The sequence below is a fragment of the Corynebacterium uberis genome, from assembly GCF_020616335.1.
Lineage (GTDB): Bacteria > Actinomycetota > Actinomycetes > Mycobacteriales > Mycobacteriaceae > Corynebacterium > Corynebacterium uberis.
Genome location: NZ_CP085051.1, coordinates 349,806 through 369,655, shown reverse-complemented (window position 1 = coordinate 369,655; position 19,850 = coordinate 349,806). Strand labels below are relative to the sequence as shown.

General features: G+C 65.3%; 16 protein-coding genes and 4 tRNA genes. 4 read left to right on the top strand and 16 right to left on the bottom strand.

Translation table 11 applies throughout. From position 1 onward, the window contains the following. Positions 1 to 114: 114 nt before the first annotated feature. Complete coding sequence (gene pgfA / locus LH390_RS01680; RefSeq protein WP_227280898.1) at positions 115 to 1,416, bottom strand: cell envelope lipid trafficking protein PgfA; 1,302 nt, start codon at positions 1,414 to 1,416, stop codon at positions 115 to 117. A 344-nt stretch (positions 1,417 to 1,760) separates the two neighbouring features. Here pgfA and nirB point away from each other — a divergent pair, with 344 nt between their 5' ends. Further along, complete coding sequence (gene nirB / locus LH390_RS01675; RefSeq protein WP_227280899.1) at positions 1,761 to 4,292, top strand: nitrite reductase large subunit NirB; 2,532 nt, start codon at positions 1,761 to 1,763, stop codon at positions 4,290 to 4,292. A gap of 26 nt (positions 4,293 to 4,318) precedes the next feature. Further along, positions 4,319 to 4,657, top strand: coding sequence for a nitrite reductase small subunit NirD (gene nirD, locus LH390_RS01670; RefSeq protein ID WP_227280900.1), 339 nt, complete (start codon positions 4,319 to 4,321; stop codon positions 4,655 to 4,657). A 10-nt stretch (positions 4,658 to 4,667) separates the two neighbouring features. On the opposite strand, the gene LH390_RS01665 is transcribed toward nirD, so the two are convergent. The 12 genes from LH390_RS01665 to LH390_RS01610 all read right to left on the bottom strand — a co-directional run bounded on the left by LH390_RS01665 (position 4,668) and on the right by LH390_RS01610 (position 15,033). Beyond that, positions 4,668 to 5,957, bottom strand: coding sequence for an MFS transporter (locus tag LH390_RS01665; RefSeq protein ID WP_227280901.1), 1,290 nt, complete (start codon positions 5,955 to 5,957; stop codon positions 4,668 to 4,670). A gap of 715 nt (positions 5,958 to 6,672) precedes the next feature. After that, positions 6,673 to 7,056 (bottom strand): 50S ribosomal protein L7/L12, encoded by a 384-nt coding sequence (gene rplL, locus LH390_RS01660; RefSeq protein ID WP_227280902.1) that lies wholly within the window; start codon positions 7,054 to 7,056, stop codon positions 6,673 to 6,675. 129 nt (positions 7,057 to 7,185) lie between these two features. Further along, a complete protein-coding gene (rplJ, locus tag LH390_RS01655; RefSeq protein ID WP_227280903.1) occupies positions 7,186 to 7,701 on the bottom strand; it encodes a 50S ribosomal protein L10 in 516 nt (171 codons plus the stop codon). Positions 7,702 to 9,188: 1,487 nt separating this feature from the next. Next, the gene (gene rplA / locus LH390_RS01650) at positions 9,189 to 9,896 is read right to left on the bottom strand and encodes a 50S ribosomal protein L1 (RefSeq protein ID WP_227280904.1); all 708 of its coding nucleotides are present in this window, start codon (positions 9,894 to 9,896) and stop codon (positions 9,189 to 9,191) included. 73 nt (positions 9,897 to 9,969) lie between these two features. Next, on the bottom strand, positions 9,970 to 10,401 hold the full coding sequence (gene rplK / locus LH390_RS01645; RefSeq protein ID WP_227280905.1) for a 50S ribosomal protein L11: 432 nt from the start codon (positions 10,399 to 10,401) through the stop codon (positions 9,970 to 9,972). A gap of 443 nt (positions 10,402 to 10,844) precedes the next feature. Then, the gene (nusG, locus tag LH390_RS01640) at positions 10,845 to 11,816 is read right to left on the bottom strand and encodes a transcription termination/antitermination protein NusG (protein WP_227280906.1); all 972 of its coding nucleotides are present in this window, start codon (positions 11,814 to 11,816) and stop codon (positions 10,845 to 10,847) included. Positions 11,817 to 12,020: 204 nt separating this feature from the next. Beyond that, positions 12,021 to 12,335 carry a preprotein translocase subunit SecE gene (gene secE, locus LH390_RS01635; protein WP_227280907.1) on the bottom strand — a complete coding sequence of 105 codons (315 nt, stop codon included), beginning with the start codon at positions 12,333 to 12,335 and terminating at the stop codon, positions 12,021 to 12,023. Positions 12,336 to 12,362: 27 nt separating this feature from the next. Further along, positions 12,363 to 12,438 (bottom strand) — tRNA-Trp (locus LH390_RS01630). Between the two features lie 147 nt (positions 12,439 to 12,585). Continuing rightward, positions 12,586 to 12,657: transfer RNA gene (locus LH390_RS01625), tRNA-Met, on the bottom strand. 62 nt (positions 12,658 to 12,719) lie between these two features. Further along, a tRNA-Thr gene (locus LH390_RS01620) sits at positions 12,720 to 12,792 on the bottom strand. An 886-nt stretch (positions 12,793 to 13,678) separates the two neighbouring features. After that, positions 13,679 to 13,760 (bottom strand) — tRNA-Tyr (locus tag LH390_RS01615). A 235-nt stretch (positions 13,761 to 13,995) separates the two neighbouring features. Continuing rightward, entirely contained in the window at positions 13,996 to 15,033 is a 1,038-nt protein-coding gene (locus LH390_RS01610; protein WP_227280908.1) for a polyprenyl synthetase family protein, read from the bottom strand. A 219-nt stretch (positions 15,034 to 15,252) separates the two neighbouring features. Between LH390_RS01610 and LH390_RS01605 the strand changes: the two genes are divergently transcribed. Next, positions 15,253 to 16,533: a geranylgeranyl reductase family protein gene (locus tag LH390_RS01605; RefSeq protein WP_399524987.1), complete on the top strand. Its 1,281-nt coding sequence runs from the start codon at positions 15,253 to 15,255 to the stop codon at positions 16,531 to 16,533. Positions 16,534 to 16,639: 106 nt separating this feature from the next. Beyond that, positions 16,640 to 17,371 (top strand): hypothetical protein, encoded by a 732-nt coding sequence (locus LH390_RS01600; RefSeq protein ID WP_227280910.1) that lies wholly within the window; start codon positions 16,640 to 16,642, stop codon positions 17,369 to 17,371. Positions 17,372 to 17,437: 66 nt separating this feature from the next. Here the strand turns inward: LH390_RS01600 and LH390_RS01595 are convergent, their stop codons facing one another. The 3 genes from LH390_RS01595 to LH390_RS01585 form a co-directional block, all read right to left on the bottom strand. Next, entirely contained in the window at positions 17,438 to 18,124 is a 687-nt protein-coding gene (locus tag LH390_RS01595; RefSeq protein ID WP_227280911.1) for a demethylmenaquinone methyltransferase, read from the bottom strand. 16 nt (positions 18,125 to 18,140) lie between these two features. Then, positions 18,141 to 19,319: a glycosyltransferase family 4 protein gene (locus LH390_RS01590; RefSeq protein WP_227280912.1), complete on the bottom strand. Its 1,179-nt coding sequence runs from the start codon at positions 19,317 to 19,319 to the stop codon at positions 18,141 to 18,143. Between the two features lie 108 nt (positions 19,320 to 19,427). Beyond that, complete coding sequence (locus LH390_RS01585; RefSeq protein ID WP_227282658.1) at positions 19,428 to 19,823, bottom strand: DUF3592 domain-containing protein; 396 nt, start codon at positions 19,821 to 19,823, stop codon at positions 19,428 to 19,430. Positions 19,824 to 19,850: the final 27 nt, after the last annotated feature.

Sequence of the window (19,850 nt, the reverse complement as noted above, 5' to 3'; positions counted from 1 at the left end):
AACAAGTAAGCAGACAAGGTTTCCTGACACACCGGCGACGGACTCCAGCGCAAAGAAACAGCCTAGAGCATCAACCGCCCCACACGCAACCCCTACCTTAGACGCAGGCGGAATCTAGCGGCGCCTCCCACCCGGGCGACCCGAGCCAGTCGGCCTGCCTGAGCCGGCCGACCTACCGGAGTCCACAGGCCTACCGGGGTCCACAGGCCTACCGGAGCCCTCCGCACCACCGGAGCGCGGCGACTGCTGGCGCGGACCTTGCTGCGGGATGTACTGGCGCGGGCGCGGCACCTTCCGGCTCGCGATAATTCCCGTGGCCTCAGGATCCGCCGCAACAGCGGCCCCAGGACCAAAACCGGCAGCCCCAGCACCACCAACACCAGCAGCACCGGCACCCTGAGCACCGGCGCCTTCGGCGTCAGCCCTCGCCGCACGCCCGGTGGCCCGGTTTGCCCGGCGCGCGCTTGCGACGCCGAGCGCGCCCAGGAGCCCGAGCGCGGCGAGCACCGCGCCGATTCCCGCGGTGATCCAGGACCACATCCCTACCCCGCGGTGTTGGGTGATGGCCTGCGCGACCTGGGCCAGCTGCGCTGTTTGAGAGTCCTCCATGACACCGTGGAAGGCGAGCACTGGCTCGCGCCTCGTTCCGTCGAGGGTGCCGTAGTAATCATCGATGGACTCTTCAATGTTGAGCACCAGCCCTGAGGCTTGGTCCACATAGTAATCCCTCACTGCGGAATGGAACAGGTACCCCGTCTCGCCGGGGCCCTCGTGTCCTTCCGGGGTGGGCAGGTCGATGGTGGTGCCTATGGCCTCGTAGTCCAGGGCAACGTTGGTGGGGGCGATGTCTTGCCGGAAGTGGTAGACCTTGCGCCCGTGTAGTTCGGTTTCGTCGATGAAGGTTGCGGGGGTGGCGCGGCGCAGTGTTTCGTCGAGGACGGAGACGTCGTCACGCCCGAGGTTGGCGGGGAATTTCAGCCACACGCCGTCGACGTCGAGTTGCGCGGTGGGGCTGGCCATCTGGTAGCTCAGCGTCATGGGGCCAACTGCGGCGCCGGTGACGCGGTCGAGTACCCAGTTCCACACGGTGGCCTGCATGAGGCGGTCGTGTTCTTGTTGCAGGCTGGTGCGCACGAAGGTGGAGCCCACCCGGGCCGTGGCAGTGCTTGCGGTGGTGGGCTCTTCGATGGTGAGGTTGAGCTGGTGAGTCACCGGAGCTTGGAAGACGCGGCGTTGGGGGTCTGTGAAGACGCGCGTGGTGGCGGCCTCATCGTGGGTGGTCCAGGTCAGCTCGCCGACGTCGAGGGCAAGGCGCCCATCACCTGGGATGAATCGGGGTGCGAGCAGGCCTGCGGCGAGCAGCGCGGCACCGAGGCCAAGCAGGAGCACGGAGACGACGCGGGACCGGGGCAACATGGCCGCGAGTGTACCGCGCTGCCCCGATTGCGCCACCGGGCACCCCAGGAGTACAGGCGTTCTGTTGCGCACCCCTATACCTAGATTGATACGATCAAACCCGGACCAAGTCCGGTTCTCCGGCCGGCACAGCGTCGCACCACCTTCGGGCCTAGCCGCGGCCTATCTGCAACCAGATAGGACCCAGCGAGAACCTCGGGCGGCCAGGCGCAGGAGGTCCGGCTCGTGCCAAGCCCACCCGGCTAGCACGATCCTGCACGACCCTTTGGGCCCCCACGGCCTGCACGTCCCCGTGCGCACTGTGGTTGTTATCCGTTCGATCCCCCAGGAGCTTTCCCGTTCCCATGCCAGATTCTTCCGCCTCCCGCCGCGTTCTCATCGTGGGCTTCGGCCCTGTTGGCCACCGGTGTGCCGCAACGCTCGCGCAGCGCTGCCCCACCGACTCCATCACCATCGTCGGCGAGGAGCCGGACTTTGCCTATGACCGCGTGCACATCTCCAGCTACGTGGGCTCCTGGGATCGCTCCCAGCTCACCCTCGATGACCTGCCTGAACAGGTCACGCACGTGCACGATCGCATCGTGTCTGTGGACCCGCAGGCCCGGGTTGCCACCGGTGAGAGCGGGCAGAGCTTCCCCTACGATGAGCTGATTCTGGCCACGGGTTCCTCCGCGTTCGTGCCGCCCATCCCCGGCCACGACCTGCCGCAGTGCTTTGTCTACCGCACCCTCGATGACCTGGATGCCATCCGCACCGCGGTGGAGCGTGCTGCTTCTTCGCGCCCCGCGGGCCAGGCTGCGCACGCCCGCCCGGTCGGCGTGGTCATCGGCGGCGGGCTGCTCGGCCTGGAGGCCGCCGGCGCGCTGCAAACCCTGGGCATGGACACCCATGTCATTGAGATGGCGCCGCGGCTCATGCCCTTGCAGGTTGATGAGGAAGGCGGCGCGTTGCTCGCCGCAACGCTCACTGAGATGGGCGTGACGGTGCATGTCGGTGCGGCGACGGCGTCGATAAGCGAAGAAGACGACTCCCGGGTCACCCTCGATCTTGGGGAGCAAGGCACCGTCACCGCCGATCTGGTGGTCTTTTCCGCCGGCATCCGCCCGCGCGACGAGCTCGCGGAGGCCGCCGGCATCGAGCGCGGCCCGCGCGGCGGCTTCTTAACCAACCGCCTGTGCCACACCAACGTCGAGCATGTGCGCGCCATCGGCGAATGCGCCGCCGTGGACGGGTCTGTCTACGGGTTGATCGCCCCCGGCAACTCCATGTCGGACATCGTGGTCGACGAGCTGTCTGGCGGCAGCCCCGCCGAGTTCAAAGACCCCGACATGTCCACCAAGCTCAAGCTGCTCGGCGTGGACGTGGCCAGCTTCGGCGAGCCTTTTGCCCACGGCGCATCCGTGGCGGACATCTCCGTCCACGACCCGCTGGGCGGCACCCACAAGAAGCTGCTCATCGACCGCGAAACCGGCATGCTCATCGGCGGCGTGCTCGTCGGCGACGCCGACTCCTACTCGCTGCTGCGCCCCATGGTCGGCCACGAGCTGCCCAGCGAGCCCATCAGCTTCATCTCGTCGGGCGACGGCGGCGGCGCCAGCATCGGCGTCGGCGCACTGCCTGACGACGCCCAGATCTGCTCCTGCAACGACGTGAGCAAAGCCGACGTCACCACCGCCATCCACGACGGCGCCCACACCGTCGACGCGCTGAAGAAATGCACCAACGCCGGCACCTCCTGCGGCTCCTGCATCGGACTGCTCTCCCAGCTTCTCGACGCCGAGGGCATCGAGCAATCCCGCGCCCTGTGCGAACACTTCCCCCAAACCCGCGCCGAACTCTTCGAAATCGCCCAAGCCACGGACATCCGCACCTTCGGCGAATTCATCGCGCGCTTTGGCACCGGCGGCGGCTGCGAAATCTGCAAACCCACCCTGGCCTCCATCTTTGCCACCCTGCACACCGGCGACCACGTCCTCGACGACGGCCGCGCCGCCCTCCAGGACACCAACGACCGCTTCCTGGCCAACATGCAACGCAACGGCACCTACTCCGTGTGCCCGCGACTGCCCGCCGGCCAAGTCACCGCCGAACAGCTCACCGTCATCTCATCGATCGCCTCCGACTTTGACCTCCACCTCAAGATCAGCGGCGCCCAGCGCATCGTCATGTTCGGCGCCCGCGTGGACCAACTGCCCGAAATCTGGCGCCGCCTCGTCGACGCCGGCATGGAATCCGGCCAGGCCTACGGCAAATCCCTGCGCGCCGTCAAGAGCTGCGTAGGCACCGACTGGTGCCGCTACGGCCAACAAGATTCCGTCGGCCTGGCAGTCAAACTCGAACTGCGCTACCGCGGCCTACGCTCCCCCCACAAGTTCAAGATGGGTGTCTCCGGCTGCGCCCGCGAATGCGCCGAAGCCCGCGGCAAAGACATCGGCGTCATCGCCACCGAAAAGGGCTGGAACCTCTACGTCGGCGGCAACGGCGGAGCCACCCCGCGCCACGCCGAACTACTCGCCCGCGACGTGAGCACCGACGACCTCATCCGCTACATCGACCGCTACCTCGGCTTCTACGTGCGCACCGCCGACAGGCTCCAGCGCACCGCCGCCTGGCAAGAAGCCTTCGACGGCGGCCTCGACCACATCCGCGACGTCGTTATCGATGACTCCCTGGGCATCGCCGCCGACCTCGAAGCCTTCGTAGAAGCCCACGTCGACGCCTACCAAGACGAATGGGCCGCCGTGCTGAGCGACCCGGAGAAACTGCGCCGCTTCGTCTCCTTTGTCAACGCCCCCGAATCCCCCGACCCCACCGTCCAATTCGGCCACGACCACGGCCGCAAGATCCCCCTGCCCATGCCCGCCCTGGTGCACTAGTTTTTTGCGAAAGGAAATAACTCACGATGAGCATCGATCTGTGCGCCGCCAGCGACCTAGAGCCAGAACTTGGCGCCGCAGTATTGCTTAACGACGGCCGCCAACTCGCCCTCTTCCGCATCCCCGCCACGGCCCCTCACGGCGGGCCCGACCGCCTGTATGCGGTCGACAACATCGACCCCTACTCCGGGGCCGCCGTCATCGCCCGCGGCATCGTCGGCGAACACGAAGGCCGCCCCACCGTCGCCTCCCCGCTGCTCAAGCAGCGCTTCTACCTCGACGACGGCACCGGCCTAGCCGACGACGGCAAAAACCTAGCGGTAGCGGCCATCGAGGAACACGACGGGCGGGTGTGGTTGGTGTAGCCGGGCTGGCCTAGCTTTCCCAGTCCCCCACCTTCCCAATGCCCCTGACCTGCGGCGAGGACACCGTTAGCGCCAGGCCTGCAAAGCCAACCGCCGCAACACCCGCGCCCATGACCGCGGGCACGTGGTGATACACCGCCTGGCTGGCCACCAAAGGGGCAAGAGCCCCCGCGATCCCCGCGATGGCTGTGAACGTGGCAATCACCCGGCTCTGGAGCTCCTCACCAGTCACCGCAAAGACATACCCAAACAACGCACCGTTAAGCGCCGGCGAGAAAATGAGCGCCACCGCCGCGATGACCGCCAAAGGCCAGGGCTCCCGCGGCACCAGGTACAGGCAGGTCATGCCCGCGATGATCCAGACCAGCCCGCCCACAACCAGCCGGCCCACCGCGAAACGATCCGACAGATACGGCGCAAGCGCAGAACCGACCAGCGCCCCCACCCCGAAGCCAGCGGTGACAAAGCCGATGGTGGTGGAGCTATGGGCGTCGTCTTTGAGCTGATAGACAACCCAGCTCATCGTGCCGAAAACAGCAATATTGATCAGCGGCGCACACCACAACAGCCGGAACAGTTCCGGGTGAGTACGCAGGTGGTGCCAGCCGCCGAGCGAATGCCCCACAGCCCGCTTCCACCCCGACCGCTTGGACGCGCCCGATGCTGCGGGAGCCGCAGGAGCCTCAGGCGCCTCAGGCCCCAGCTCCGTGGACACCCGCGACAGCAACGCAGTATAAATCCCCTGGCACACCGCGACCACGACAAAAGGAGCACCCGGCGAAAACCGATAGAGCCAGCCAGCGACCGGAGAACCAACGATGTGCAACACCTCCGAGCGGGCTTGGGTGGCACTCATCGCGCGCGGAAACTCCTGCGGCGTAATCAGACGTTTGAGGGCCGCGTCCAAAATCGGAGCCAAAAAGCTCGCGGTCACACCCACAATGAACGTCAGCGCAATCACCGTGACCAGCACCAAAGCGTGCGGAAGAAGCGCCCGTGCGAAAAGGATCACGGCCAGCAGCCCCGCACACGAAGTCACCACCACCCCGCTGCCGAGCAGCAACCGGCGCCGCGAATACGCATCGCCGACGCTCCCGCCAAGGAACGTCGCCACCAAAGCCAGGGCGCTGGAAATACTCGCTATGATCCCCGCCGCGGAGATGGACTCGGTGACCTCGATCAACACCAGCGTGGTGGCAAGGCTCATGGAGGCGGCAAAATCCGAAAACGTTTCTGCGCCGAACCAGCGTCGATAGTCGGGATGCCTAAACGGGTTGCGTGTAGCGGCGTCAATGCCCACGACGTTCACCCCTCATGCTTCGCGCCAGTTTTTCGATGGAGCTGATGCTACCTCTGAGCGGCTAATGTCTGCACCGATTTTTCTGCTCCCGCGTTTCCGCAGCAGGTTACGACATGTTCGAATCATCGCCGCCCCGCGGCGGCTTTCGGCACCCGGTGACCGCCGCTTCCGACCGGCAGATGTCTTCATCGATTTTTTGGCGCCGACGTTTCCGCAGGTCAGAAATTAGTTTCCGCAGCAGGTTACGACATGTTCGAATAATCGCCGCGGCCACGCCTGCATCCGGCACCCGCCGCCTGCCACCGCCCGCAATAGCCGCTACCGCAGTTGCCGCTGTCTGCTGGGATGCTTATCGACGCCCCCGCCCCAGACTCCCGGACCCCTCACCGCTCCGCGCGCCGCCGCTACCGCCGGCTCCCGGGCCGAAACACCGCCGCCGACCGCCTCCAAGCTCCGAATGTCTTCATCGATTTTTCGGCGCCAGCATTTCCGCAGGTCAGAATTTAGTTTCCGCGGCAGGTTACGACATGTTCGAATAATCGCCGCCCCCGCGCCGGCTTAGCCCGCAGGCGTGGCCGGCTTGACACCAAAAAACAGCAAAACCCGGCCCCCACCGCAGTGGTGGAAGCCGGGTTGAATGCTCTCGAAGCTCTACGAGCTTTCAGAGGCTTTGCTCAAAGCTGAAGTCAAAGCTGAAGTCAAAGCTGAAGTGAGATTACTTCAGGGTGACGGTGGCGCCAGCCTCTTCCAGCTTGGCCTTGGCGGCCTCGGCGTCGTCCTTCTTGGCACCCTCGAGGATGGCCTTCGGAGCGGACTCGACGAGCTCCTTGGCTTCCTTCAGGCCCAGGCCGGAGACGATCTCGCGGACAGCCTTGATCACGCCGATCTTCTTGGCGCCGGCGTTCTCCAGCACGACGTCGAACTCGTCCTTCTCCTCGGCGGCAGCGGCCTCGGCGGGGGCGCCAGCGGCGGCAACGGCGACCGGAGCAGCAGCGGAGACCTCGAAGACCTCCTCGAATTCCTTCACGAACTCAGAGAGCTCGATGAGGGTCATTTCCTTGAAAGCCTCGATGAGCTCGTCCTTGGAAAGCTTAGCCATGGTGGCATCCTTTCGTCTGTGGTGGGCGCGGCCCGCCTATCGTGGCGGGAAGTAATCGTGTGCGCCCGAAAAGTATGGGTACGGTGTGCCTGGCACTGCCGTTGTGTAACCGCAGACCAGCGCGAGTTTTTAGGCTTCCTTCTTCTCCTGCAGCGCGCCGGCGAGGCGGGCCACCTGGGAAGCGGGAGCGTTGAACAGGCTTGCGGCCTTGGCCAAGTTGCCCTTCATGGCACCAGCCAGCTTGGCAAGGGTGGTCTCGCGGTTGTCCAGGTCGGCGATGGCCTTGACCTGGTCGGCGGACAGGGCGTTGCCGTCCATGTAGCCGCCCTTGACGATGAACGCCTTGTTATCCTCGGCGAACTTCTTCATAGCCTTCGCGGCATCCACGGCTTCGCCCTTGATAAAGGCGATGGCGGTGGGGCCGGTCAGGTACTCGTCAAGACCCTCGAGCCCGGCATCCTTAGCAGCCAGCTTGAGAAGGGTGTTCTTGGCGACGGAGTACTGGACATCGTCGCCGAGCGCGGTGCGCAGCTCAGTGGTCTGCGCCACGGACAGGCCGCGGTACTCGGTGAGCACAACGCTATCGGCCTCGGCAAAGCGGTTCTTCAGAGCCTGAAGGTCCGCCTCATTCTTCGGATTCGCCATGTACTTCGCCTCCTTCCTTTAACGAATGTGTCAATCCGCCCGGGCCTTCCTTACCTGCCTTGCGGCATAAAGAAAGCCCCGTGCAGGGAGCACAGGGCCAGGCGATCAAAATCCTTGATAAAGGAAAGAACGCGGCTAATTCCAAGTGTCTCCTGCGTGGGCCGTTCCTCCACCTCAACGAGGTGCAAGGAACCTTCGATCCCCAACGTTGGGGATGACCGACGGTCTTCGGTGAAACTTGAGCCGGGCGCGGGGCATCGCCCACACGCCGTATCAAACTTCTCCGGACACTCTAGCCGACACCCCGCCCCGCCGCAAATCTTTGCTTATCGACGCCCCGCCCCCCACCGAAAGCACAGCTCAATATACTGAATGCAAAAGGGAACCCCGGCCGCATCATGGCTCAGGTCCATAAGAGGCGGGTTCCGGGGACTACGAGGCCATGATAGCTCATGGACGGGACATGAAACAACATCAACACCCACTGCTGTTAGCAGTGTCTCCGAACCGACTGGGAACTTACAAGCGGTTCGTGAGCCACCAGTTCCCAGGGCTCAACGAACAGCGCCTGACCTCGATAAGCACCGGCTTGTATGTTAGCGACCGGAAGCTAGCCGCTTCAATTTTCGCAGATCTCTCGATCGTAGAAGTTGCACTACGAAACTCTATGCACAACTGCCTAGCGGAATGTCATGGTGAGCACTGGTATGACAGGATCGACCTCGACAAGCGGAGTTACAAGGCATTCGACAAAGCCAGCAACCAGGTTTTGCGAGGCCACCAAGACCTTGCTGCTAACGATCCCTCTATCCCTGGACGCCTCATAGCGCAATGCACACTAGGAACATGGGTAGGGTTACTCGATCAAGGGGGTTGGACCGGCGATGGAAGCACCAGACGACGGGTTGACTACGAGGAACTCTGGCGAGATACGCTCCACAAAGCTTTCCCAGGCGGCCGCACAGTCGCCCGCTTACACGGCGAGCGGTTCACCAGGTCCTACACCCACAGGATCGCCAAAAACGTGCAACACTAAGAAACCGCATTGCACATCACGAACCGCTTATTAATGGGGTGCCGCTAAATGGCCAAGCCGAACGGCTCAGTTTGCAAGAAGCGGTAAATGATTACGTCGATCTGACTTCTATGATCGACAAGAATCTTTCCCAGTGGCTACTGAAAGAGTTCTCTCACACCGCCAGCCTTCTATCCAGTTATCCGTTTTTCGACATCAACAGCCCTGTTTGTTAGCGGCAAAAATGACACCGAGGAATTCTCGACGCTACAAAATTCTGCTAACTCCCATACACAGCTCAAAGGGGGTACGTATGTCCCCACCTGCGACACCTTTCGAAGGCGTTCCACCCGCTCACGCCCCCTCCCCTGCCCGTGCAGGCTGGCTGCGGTGAGGACGCGGGGGCGTCGATAAGCAAAAGAAAAACCGGGCCTGGAAACCCAGGGCCCGGTTGAAGGGAAGAGGCGAAAGCTTAGGCCTCCGTGTAGCCCTTCTGCACCGTCGGGTCAACCGGAACGCCGGGGCCCGTGGTGGAAGACAGGGTGACCTTCTTGATGTAGATGCCCTTGGAGGAAGACGGCTTCAGACGGTTGATTTCGTCGATCAGCGCGCCGTAGTTCTCCGCAAGCTGCTCCTCGGTGAAGGAGGCCTTGCCGATCGCGGCGTGCAGGTTCGCGGCCTTGTCCACGCGGAAGCTGATCTTGCCGCCCTTGATCTCCTTGACAGCCTTGGCCACGTCGGTGGTCACGGTGCCGGTCTTGGGGTTCGGCATGAGGCCACGGGGGCCCAGGACGCGGGCCACACGGCCAACCTTGGCCATCTGATCCGGGGTGGCGATCGCGGCGTCGAAGTCAGTCCAGCCGCCCTGGATGCGCTCCAGCAGCTCGGCGGTGCCCACAACGTCAGCGCCAGCCTCCTCGGCGGCGGTGGCGTTCGGGCCCTCGGCGAAGACCACAACGCGCACGGTCTTGCCGGTGCCGTTGGGCAGGGAGACGGTGCCACGCACCAGCTGATCGGCCTTGCGGGGATCCACACCCAGGCGCAGGGCCACGTCAACGGTGGCGTCAAAGTTCTTCGAGGCGGTGGCCTTGACCAGCTTGGCGGCCTCGAGGGGACGGTAGAGGCGGGAGGCGTCAACCAGCTCCGCCGCGGCCTTGAAGGCCTTGGACTTCTTGCTCATTGGGATTCCTTCTTTCGAATCTGTGGTGTGCGGGCCGGAGCGGGCCCTGCCACGGTGTCTCGCGGACTAAAAACTAGGCCTCGACGGTGATGCCCATGGAGCGGGCGGTGCCGGCGATGATCTTCGCGGCGGCGTCGATGTCGCGGGCGTTGAGGTCGGCCTTCTTCTGCTCGGCAATCTCACGCACCTGCGCCATGGTCACAGAACCAACCTTGTTGGTGTGCGGCACGCCGGAGCCCTTCTGCAGACCAGCGGCCTTGAGCAGCAGCTTGGCGGCCGGCGGGGTCTTCAGCTTGAAATCAAAGCTGCGGTCCTCGTAGACGGTGATCTCCACGGGGATGACGTTGCCGCGCTGGGATTCCGTCGCAGCGTTGTACGCCTTGCAGAATTCCATGATGTTGACGCCGTGGGCACCCAGCGCCGGGCCGACCGGGGGAGCCGGGTTAGCAGCGCCAGCCTCGATCTGCAGCTTGATAAAGCCAGTGGCCTTCTTCTTCTTAGCCATGAGTCCTCTTTCCTTGGTACCGGGGGCGGTATGGGCGGAATACACCGCAGGGCCATGCGCTCGGCACGCCTAGACGGATGATCCCTTCCACTCCCCGTCCGGATGCTGGGCCCCGCTCACTGCCAGCCAGCGTCCCGCCTATGCTTTCACGGGAGTGCCACGGACAGCTTCTTCACGTAACCCGGCCACCGGGGATGAATGCTTGTCTTGTGCGCGCCCACAACGAACTAAACCGACGTGGGCACACACGCGAAAAGACAGCTTAACGCGCCAGCACCGCTGGCACAAAAGCTGCCTTCATCGTGGGGGTCCGTGGGGCCTGGCCCGCTGAAAAGCTGGACTGCTGGCCCGCAGACAAGCCGACCGGCCAACAAGCCGACCCGCTGACCCGCTGACCCGCGGGTGCGGCCCCGCGCCCCGACCCCTCGGCGCAGGAGAACCTGCTACATAATCTTTTCCACCTGGTCGGCGGTGAGCTCCACAGGGGTTTCGCGGCCGAAGATGGACACCAAGGCCTGGATCTTGCCCGTCTCATGGTCGATGTCCGAAATCGTGGCAGACACGGAAGCCAACGCGCCGGTGAGGATGGTCACGGCCTCGCCGACCTCAAAGTCAATGTGCTGGGTGGGCTTGGACTTTTCTTCCGGCATGGCGATGATCTGCTCGCCATCCTTATCCTGGGCCGGTTCCTGGCCATCCGGCACAGCCTTAGGCATGAGGAACTTGGCCACATCGCGGTGCCGCACCGGGGTGGCGTGGCCTTCATTGCCCACAAAGCTGGTCACGCCGGGGGTCTCGCGCACAACGGACCACGCACGGTCATTGATGTCCATACGCACCAACACGTAGCCGGGAAGCAGCTTGCGCTTGACCAGCTTGCGCTTTCCGTCACGGACCTCGATGGCCTGCTCGACGGGCACGACAACGTCATAGATGGCGTCTTCGACCTCGAGGGTCTGCACACGCATGTCCAGGTTGGTCTTGACCTTGTTCTCGTAGCCGGAATAGCACTGGATGATGTACCACTGGCCGGGCTGCTTCTTCAGATCGCGGGTAAATTCGCGCAGGCGGCGGCGGTATTCGGCCTCTTCAGAGGCTTCCTCGGAGGCCCCTTCCGGGGCGTCCGCCGCGCTGGTCTCCGCTGCAGCCTCGGCGGCGTCGCCAGCACCAGCACCAGCACCAGCAGCGCCAGCGTCGGCGGCGGCCTCTGCCGATTCCGCATCCGCGGACGCCTGCTCGGCGGCGGCGGGGGCTTCGGAAGTTTCCGTGCCGGCGGTGTCCGCGGGGGCGTCGGCAAGCGATGCAGCCTGCTGCTCCTCTAGGGCCGCGGCGGCCTCGGCGGCGTCCGCTACCTCGGGGATCGTGGTGCCCTCACTGTCCAGGCCGGGGTGGGAGATCTGGTCTTCTTGGCTCATCGTTTCTGTCAACTCCGTAACTTGTTACTCGGGTGTGGGCTGGTGGTTGGCGCGAGGGCACGCACCGGTGTTGCTCCCCATCCTATCGGGGCGACGCCACGTCCGGATGAACGTACGGGCACCACCGTCTAGGTGGGACAAAGAATGATCCCGCCTGCCCGGAGCGTTCCGGGGGCGGGATGTTCAGCAATTCTTAGCGAGATGCTACTTGTTCACCAGCACCTTTTCAACCCCAAGGCCGGCGAGGAAATCCACGCCAGAAACCAGGGCCGTCAAAACGATGAGGAAGGCAAAAACAACCAGAGTGTACGTCACCATCTGGGACGCGGTAGGCCAGATGACCTTCTTCATCTCAGAAGCAACCTCAGGCAGGTAGCGCAGCGGGCCACCGCCGGGGTTTTCATCATCGCGAGCTGTCTTGGCCACCTGCTTCGACTGATAGGTGGCGCTGGTCACGGTGCTCGCCCCGGTACGCTGACGCTTACCGGTGGGAGTCAGGTTTCCGCGTTCCTCGCTCACGGTTCTCCTTTTAGCGTTGAGAAGTTTTGGCAGGGGCGACAGGACTCGAACCTGCAACCTACGGTTTTGGAGACCGTTGCGCTACCAATTGCGCCACGCCCCTTCAAAGCACCACCCGGGTGGGCAGCACGGACAACCCTACCAGAGCTCTACTTCACTCCAGGAACGCCGGGCCGAACTTGGCTGGAATAGACAGGTCAGGCGCCACATCAGCGGCCGCTGGTGACGCCAAAACTTGTTCCATATTCCGTAGCGATGGCGAGAATTGAACTCGCGACACAGCGATTATGAGTCGCTTGCTCTACCACTGAGCTACACCGCCCCTTCGCCGCCTTCACCCCCGCGCCACACCGTTGCCGGCGCCGGGCGGGGAGAAAACAACAGAGCCCCCTAACAGAATCGAACTGTTGACCTTTTCCTTACCATGGAAACGCTCTACCGACTGAGCTAAGGGGGCACATCTCACGGGCACAGAAACAACGACCATCTGGCCGGGCTGCCGCGCCCTGAAGACTCCCAAAGACTAACCTGAGTCACTACAGGTACACAAATCCGCACGCTACAGCGCATTTTCAGCCTGCCGCTGGGCTGCTTATCGACGCCCCCCGTCCCCCACTCCCGGACCCCTCACCGTGCTGCTCGCCGCCGGGCTGCGCGTCGCCGGTGGCGACGCCCGCCTCGCGCGGCGCATGTCTTCATCGATTTTTCGGCGCCGGCGTTTCTGCAGGTCAGATTTTAGTTTCCGCGGCAGGTTACGACATGTTCGAATAATCGCCGTAGCCATGCCTGCATTCGGCACCCGGTGACCGCCGCCGACACGCCCAGCACTGCCGCACCCCGCCTCCGAGCACCAAATGTCTTCACCGATTTTTCGGTCCCTGCATTTCCGCAGGTCAGAATTTAGTTTCCGCGGCAGGTTACGACATGTTCGAATGATCGCCGCAGCCACGCCTGCATTCGGCACCCGATGACCGCAATCGTCGCCACCGCAGTTGCCGCTTCCTGCTGGACTGCGTATCGACGCCCCCGCCCCCAGACTCCCGGCCCCCTCACCGTGCCGCGCGCCGCCGGACTACCAGACTGCGCGTCGCCGCCAGCGCCAACCGGCAGATGTCTTCATCGATTTTTCGGCGCCAGCATTTCCGCAGGTCAGATTTTAGTTTCCGCGGCAGGTTACGACATGTTCGAATAAACATCACAACCGGACCGGCGTTACGGCCAGACCCGCCGCCATGCCGACACGCAGCTACGCAGCTAGCCGCCGCCGCACCCCGAAGCCCGGCACGCACGCAAAACCCCGCCGCCGCCATCGCTGTTAGCAATGGCAGTGACGGGGTGAGGGGTGCCAGGTAGAAGATTCGAACTTCTGAAGGCAATGCCGGCGGATTTACAGTCCGCTCCCTTTGGCCGCTCGGGCAACCTGGCGTGCGCCGTGATCCCATGATCAGGTGCGAAGAACACTGTACTAGACGGCGGGGGAATCGGTGAAATCAGGCCTGTGTGCTGGGTTTTCTCGCGTGGAGCGCACACAGCAGGCTGCAGACCGCAGACCCCGGACCGCCGAGCGCCGACCCCAGACCAGACCCCAGAGCCAACCCCAGAACAGACCGCACAGCGCACAGCCCAGAAAACAGCGGCAGCCCACCGCCGATCTGTTCTGTTAACCCACGCGGCGGACGGTGTAGTCGGTTAGTTCGCGCAGGGCGCGTGCGGCGGGCGTGTCGGGGAGGGCGGATAGGTGTTCGTTGGCGCGGGTGACCCAGCGGTGGACGTCGGCGAGTGCGCGGTCGCGGCCTTGGGTTTCGGTGAGGAGGTGGAGGGCTTCGGTGACGCGCTCGTCGGTGTCGACGGGGGCGTCGAGAAGCGTGCGGAGGCGGCGTCCGGCGGGGCTGTCTTCGTTGAGTGCGTAGAGCACGGGGAGGGTGAATACGCCTTCGCGGAGGTCGGTGCCGGGGGTTTTGCCGGAGTCGGCGGGGTCGGAGAAGATGTCGATGATGTCGTCGACGATTTGGAAGACCATGCCGATGGCGCGTCCGTAGCCGCGCAGTGCGTCGATGTGGTGGGGGGCGGCGCCGGCGTGGAGTGCGCCGAGGTAGCCGGCGGAGGCGATGAGGACGCCGGTTTTTTCTTCGATGACCTTCATGTAGTGCTCGATGGGGTCGCCGCCGCGTGGGCCGACGGTTTCGCGCATTTGGCCGGTGACTAGTTCTCCGAAGGTTTCTGAGAAGTGTTCCACGGTGGGTACGCCGAGTTGGGCCATGAGGCCGGAGGCTTGGGCGAGGAGGTGGTCGCCGGCGAGGATGGCTACGGAGTTGCCCCAGCGGGCGTTGGCGGATTCGACGCCGCGGCGGCGGGAGGCTTCGTCCATGACGTCGTCGTGGTAGAGGGTGGCCAGGTGGGTCATTTCGACGACGGCGGCGGCTTTGATGACGTCGTCGCTGAGTGCCCGGGGCCCGAATTCGGAGGCCAGGAGTGCGAACATGGGGCGGAATCTTTTGCCGCCGGCGCGCACGAGGTGAAGAACTTTGTCGGTGACTAGTTCTTCGCCGCGGGAGAGTTCCTGGTAGAGCACCTGTTCTACCTTGGCCAGACCTTCGGTGACCCGCTGGGAAAGCTCAGTATCGCCAAAGCCCAGCAGCCCCGGGGCCGCTGCGAGAGTTGCTCCGCGGGTTGCGTCGGCGGGTCGACCTGTGGTCATGTCTCGGTGTCCTCGCAGATAGTTTGTATCCCCGGGTCTGCATGCGTGGTGCCGGGAAGTGGGTTCAGCTCGCCACCAACCGTAGCCCAAACTGCGGAGCGCTCCTACTCTAGGGGTCGGTCAGGCGGGCCCTGCGCACGGCGCGAACTTGGCGTGGGGAAGCCTACCGGGGGGCGATCGTTGGCGTCGATGGGGCTGCGGCGTCTGGGCAATGGGACAATGGGCGCCGTGACTGCCCCAGCTCGTTTACTTCGCCCAGAATTGCTCGTCGTGGGCGCCGGCCCCGCCGGCAGTGCGGCCGCGATCCATGCCGCGCGCGCCGGATATGCGGTGCTGCTTGTTGACGCCGCTTCTTTCCCCCGCGACAAGACCTGCGGCGACGGCCTGACCCCGCGGGCGCTCAGCGAGTTGCGGGCGTTGGGGCTGGCCGAGCGCGTTACCGGAGGCTACACCAACCGGGGGCTGATCCTGCATGGTTTTGGCAATTCGGTTACGGCCCCCTGGCCGGATTCGTCGTATGGGACGGTGGGCTCGGCGATGCCGCGCACGCTTTTCGACGCCCTCCTCCTCACCACCGCACGCGCCGCCGGGGCCGAAGTCTGGGAGGACAGCCCCGCTGTGGACGTCACCGTTGAGCGCGGCCGCGCGCGCTCGGTGGGGATCATGCATGGCGGCGAGACGGTGAAGGTCTACCCGCGCTGGATCATCGTCGCCGACGGGGTGCGCTCCCCCCTCGGCCGCAAGCTGGGGCGCCAGTGGCACCGCGGCGAGGTCTATGGCCTGGCGGCCCGGTCCTACTGCGCTTCGCCGCGCGCCGACGAGCCCTGGATCCACTCCCACCTCCAGCTTTCCGACGCCGCCGGCACCCCGCAGCCCGGCTACGGCTGGATCTTCCCCCTGGGCAACGGGACGGTCAACCTCGGCGCCGGGGCGCTGTCTACTGACCGCCACCCGGCGCGAGTGAACACCAAGAAGCTCCTTGCCCACTACGCGCACACCCAGCGCGCCGGCTGGCAGCTGGGCCCGGAAGACGGCGTCGCTTCCGCGGCGCTGCCTATGGGCGGGGCGGTCAGCAACGTCGCCGGGGCCAACTGGATGCTCATTGGCGACGCCGCCGCCTGCGTCAACCCCCTCAACGGGGAGGGCATCGACTACGGGATGGAAACCGCCCGGCTGGCCGTGGGGCTCCTCGGCGGCCCCGAGCTGTTCTACCGCGCCTGGCCAGCACTGCTGCGCGAAAGGTACGGCCAGGCATTCCATCTGGCCAGGGCCGCCGCCCGAGTCATTGCCATCCCGGGGTTCCTGCCGGCCGCCGGAAACGTGGGGCTGCGCGGCCCGCTGGGACACCGTCTGCTGCCGGCGGCCGCCCGACTGATGGGCAACCTCATTGATGACGCCGACGCGGATCTGCTCGCCCGCACCTGGCGGCTGGCGGGCCGGGCCGCCGCGACCCTGGCACACGCACAAAACCGACCACTGTGGGATACCCAACCCTATTAATGCGGCGGGCTGTTGCGCTACCATTCTGTTAGTTGCCGCATACCGCGCGATAAAAGGGTATACAGGCACCTATTGGTCCACCCACAACAAAGAAGAAGGAGCCGACATGGCCAACGATCATCCGCAGCCCACCCCCAACCCGGGCGCCAACGTACCGGAGCCCAACACGGCGCACCCCGTGGGAGAAGAAGCCGTTACCCCCACCCCCGCGCCCACGACTGTGCCTGACCCCAACACCGCCCACCCCGTCGGCGATGACTCCGCCGGCGGCGGCTGGTGGAAGATCCTCCTGGCCATCCTCGCCCTCCTGGTTGTGCTGGGCCTAGTGTGGTGGCTCATTAGCGCCCTCAGCGGCGACAAGGACGGCGACTCCAGCGCCGCGGCGTCTTCTTCCGTCAAGCCCACCGACGCCAACGGCAAGACCATTGATGATCGCCACCTGGTCGACGGCAACACCCCCGCCGTGATCAATGACACCGTCGTGCTGCCCCACGCTGAGGTCACCGCCTCGAACTTCCGCCACATCGGCGCCACCGATCATGGCGACCAGCTGCTGTGCATTGACACTAACGTCAAGAACCTGGGCGATGAGCCGATCATCCTCAACGGCTCCGATGACTGGGGCCTGTCCACCCCGGACGGCGAGAACCTGACCCAGCAGGAAGGCCCGCAGTCTGAGGTCTCCAAGGGCGAGCTGCCCAAGTCCCAGGGCACCAAAGGCACGGTCTGCTTCACCCCGTCGTCCGCCCCGGATACCACCGACTACATTGTGACCTTCAACAAGGCCACCAACGCGGACGGCAAGAAGCCCACCTGGTCTGCCGCCTACAACAAGTAAGCAGCGCCAACCGCGCACCTACCCCCGGGGATCGCCGAACATCGGCCGCCCCCCGGGGGGATTTTTTTAAGCCTTCACCGCCGAGTGCAGCGCCACAATGCCGCCGGTGAGGTTCTGCCAGCCGCAGTCTGCCCACCCCTGGGCGTTGATCTCCCGGGCCAGCTGCTCTTGGTCCGGCCAGTGGCGGATGGAATCCGCCAAGTATTCATAGGCCTCCGGGTTGGTGGCCACCACCCGCGCCACCGCCGGCAGGGCGCGCATGAGGTACTCCTTGTACAGCCGCGAAAACACCGGGATGACCGGCGTGGAGAACTCCGCCACCGTCAGGCGCCCGCCCGGGCGGGTCACCCGGGCCATCTCCCGCAGGGCCGCCCGAAAATCGTGGACGTTGCGCAGCCCGTAGGAGATGGTCACCGCGTCGAAGGAGGCATCAGCAAACGGCAGCGTCATGGCATCGCCCACCACCTTAGGCACCGCGCGGTGGGCCCCCGCGGCGAGCATCCCCTGCGAAAAATCGCAGGCCACACACCACGCGCCGGACTGGGCCAGCTCCACCGTGGACACCGCCGTGCCGGCCGCTAAGTCAAGCACCCGCTCCCCTGGCACCAAGCCCAGACGCGCGCGCGTGCGCCGGCGCCAGTAGCGGTCCTGCCCAAAAGAAAGCACCGTGTTGGTGATGTCATAGTTCTTGCCCACGCCGTCAAACATCGCGGCAACGTCGAGGGGCTGCTTATCCAGATTCGCCTTGACCACGGTTGCCCAGTCTAGGTCACCACCACTGCGCCATCGCCGCCCGGGCGCGTTGGGTCACCGGGACCGGCACCTGTGTGGCAAACTCGGCGGCCGCCTGAGCGTAGTGCGAAAACAGCTGATCGCACTGGGCCGCCCAGGTCCGCTGCGCCACCCCGGCGCGCGCCGCGGCCCGCAGCCGCCCGTGGCGCTGCGGGTCGAGCACCCAGCCCACCGCGGCGGGCAGCTCCCGGGCGAAGGAGGGGACGTCGATAAGCACCCCATTGCGCCCCGGATCGATGAGGTCCACCGGGCCGCCCGCACGCGGGCCGATGGTGGGCACGCCGGAGGCCTGGGCCTCCTGGATGGCCTGGCAGAACGTCTCAAACTCGCCGGGGTGGACGAACACATCCAGGCTGGCGTAGGCGCGTGCCAGGGCCTCGCCACGGAGCTGGCCGGTAAACACCGCCTCCGGCAGCGCTGCTTGCAGCTCCAGGCGTTGCGGGCCATCTCCCACAATGACCACCTGAATGCCCGGCTGGCCCGCCAACGCCGCCAGCCGCGCCACCCCCTTCTCCGCGGCCAACCGGCCAACGAACCCCACCACCTTCTTGGTGCCCGTGGGATCCCACGAACGGCGCAACTCGGCACTGCGCTTATCCGGGGAAAACAACTGCGCGTCCACCCCCCGACCCCAGCGGTAAACATTGGCAATGCCGTGGTGGCGCAGCTGCGCAATCGTGGGCGACGAGGGCGCCAACGTCCGCTGGCACGCGTTATGCACCGTGCGCGTCCACTCCCACGACGCCGCCGCCAGCGGCGTCAAATGGTAGCGAGTAGCAAAACCGGCCACGTCCGTCTGGTAGACGGCCACGGCCGGAATATGTAACTGCCGGGCGGCGAACGCCCCGGCTGCCCCCAACACAAACGGGGAGGCTAGGTGCACCACGTCCGGGCGGAAATCGCGCAACGTGGCGGCCACCGACGGGCCCGGCACCCCCACCGGCAAGGAGTTGATCAGCGGCACCATCACCGTGGGCACCCGGTGCACCGGATAGCCCAGGTAGTCCGCAACCTCCTCCTCAAAATTGCGCGCCCCCGGGGCAATGACAATCGCCTCATGGCCGGCCTGAGCAACGTGCTCCAAGACCCGCAGCACCGAATTAGTCACGCCGTTGACGTTAGGAAGAAAAGACTCGGCGACAATAGCAATGCGCATAGCAGCCATCCTTTCCCCATCACGTGACGGCGGCCTTCCCTCCAGGCGACCTCGACGTGACAGTCGTGCAAATTCCAGGTGACGCGGCCGGGCGCTGCCCCACCCTGGCTAACTCACGGCGCGCCGCGACGGACGCTCCCGCGTAGCCACGCCTACGGCCCACCACAGTAGTCCCATCACCGCCGTGCCCACCACCGCCACCGACGCCGCCGGGACGATGGTCAGCGTCCACGTCCGGCCCTCAACGGCCACCACATCCGGGTTTGAGCGGGCATAACGCACCCACACGTTTTGCCCCTCCCCCAGACCCGTCGGGTACAGCAGCCCCTGCTGGGGCGCATGGTAGAGGCCTTCCTCATCCTGGTATTCCACGGTGGTGCGCCACGCCCCCACCCCGGTGACGTGCGCCAGCGCCCGGCCCGGATCCGAGTCGATGGCCCGCGCGTTCAAGCCTGCCCCGCCCACCATGGCCACCGCGCCGAGCAGTGTGAGCGCCCACATCATGAGCACCACCTGGCGCAGCCGTTTGCG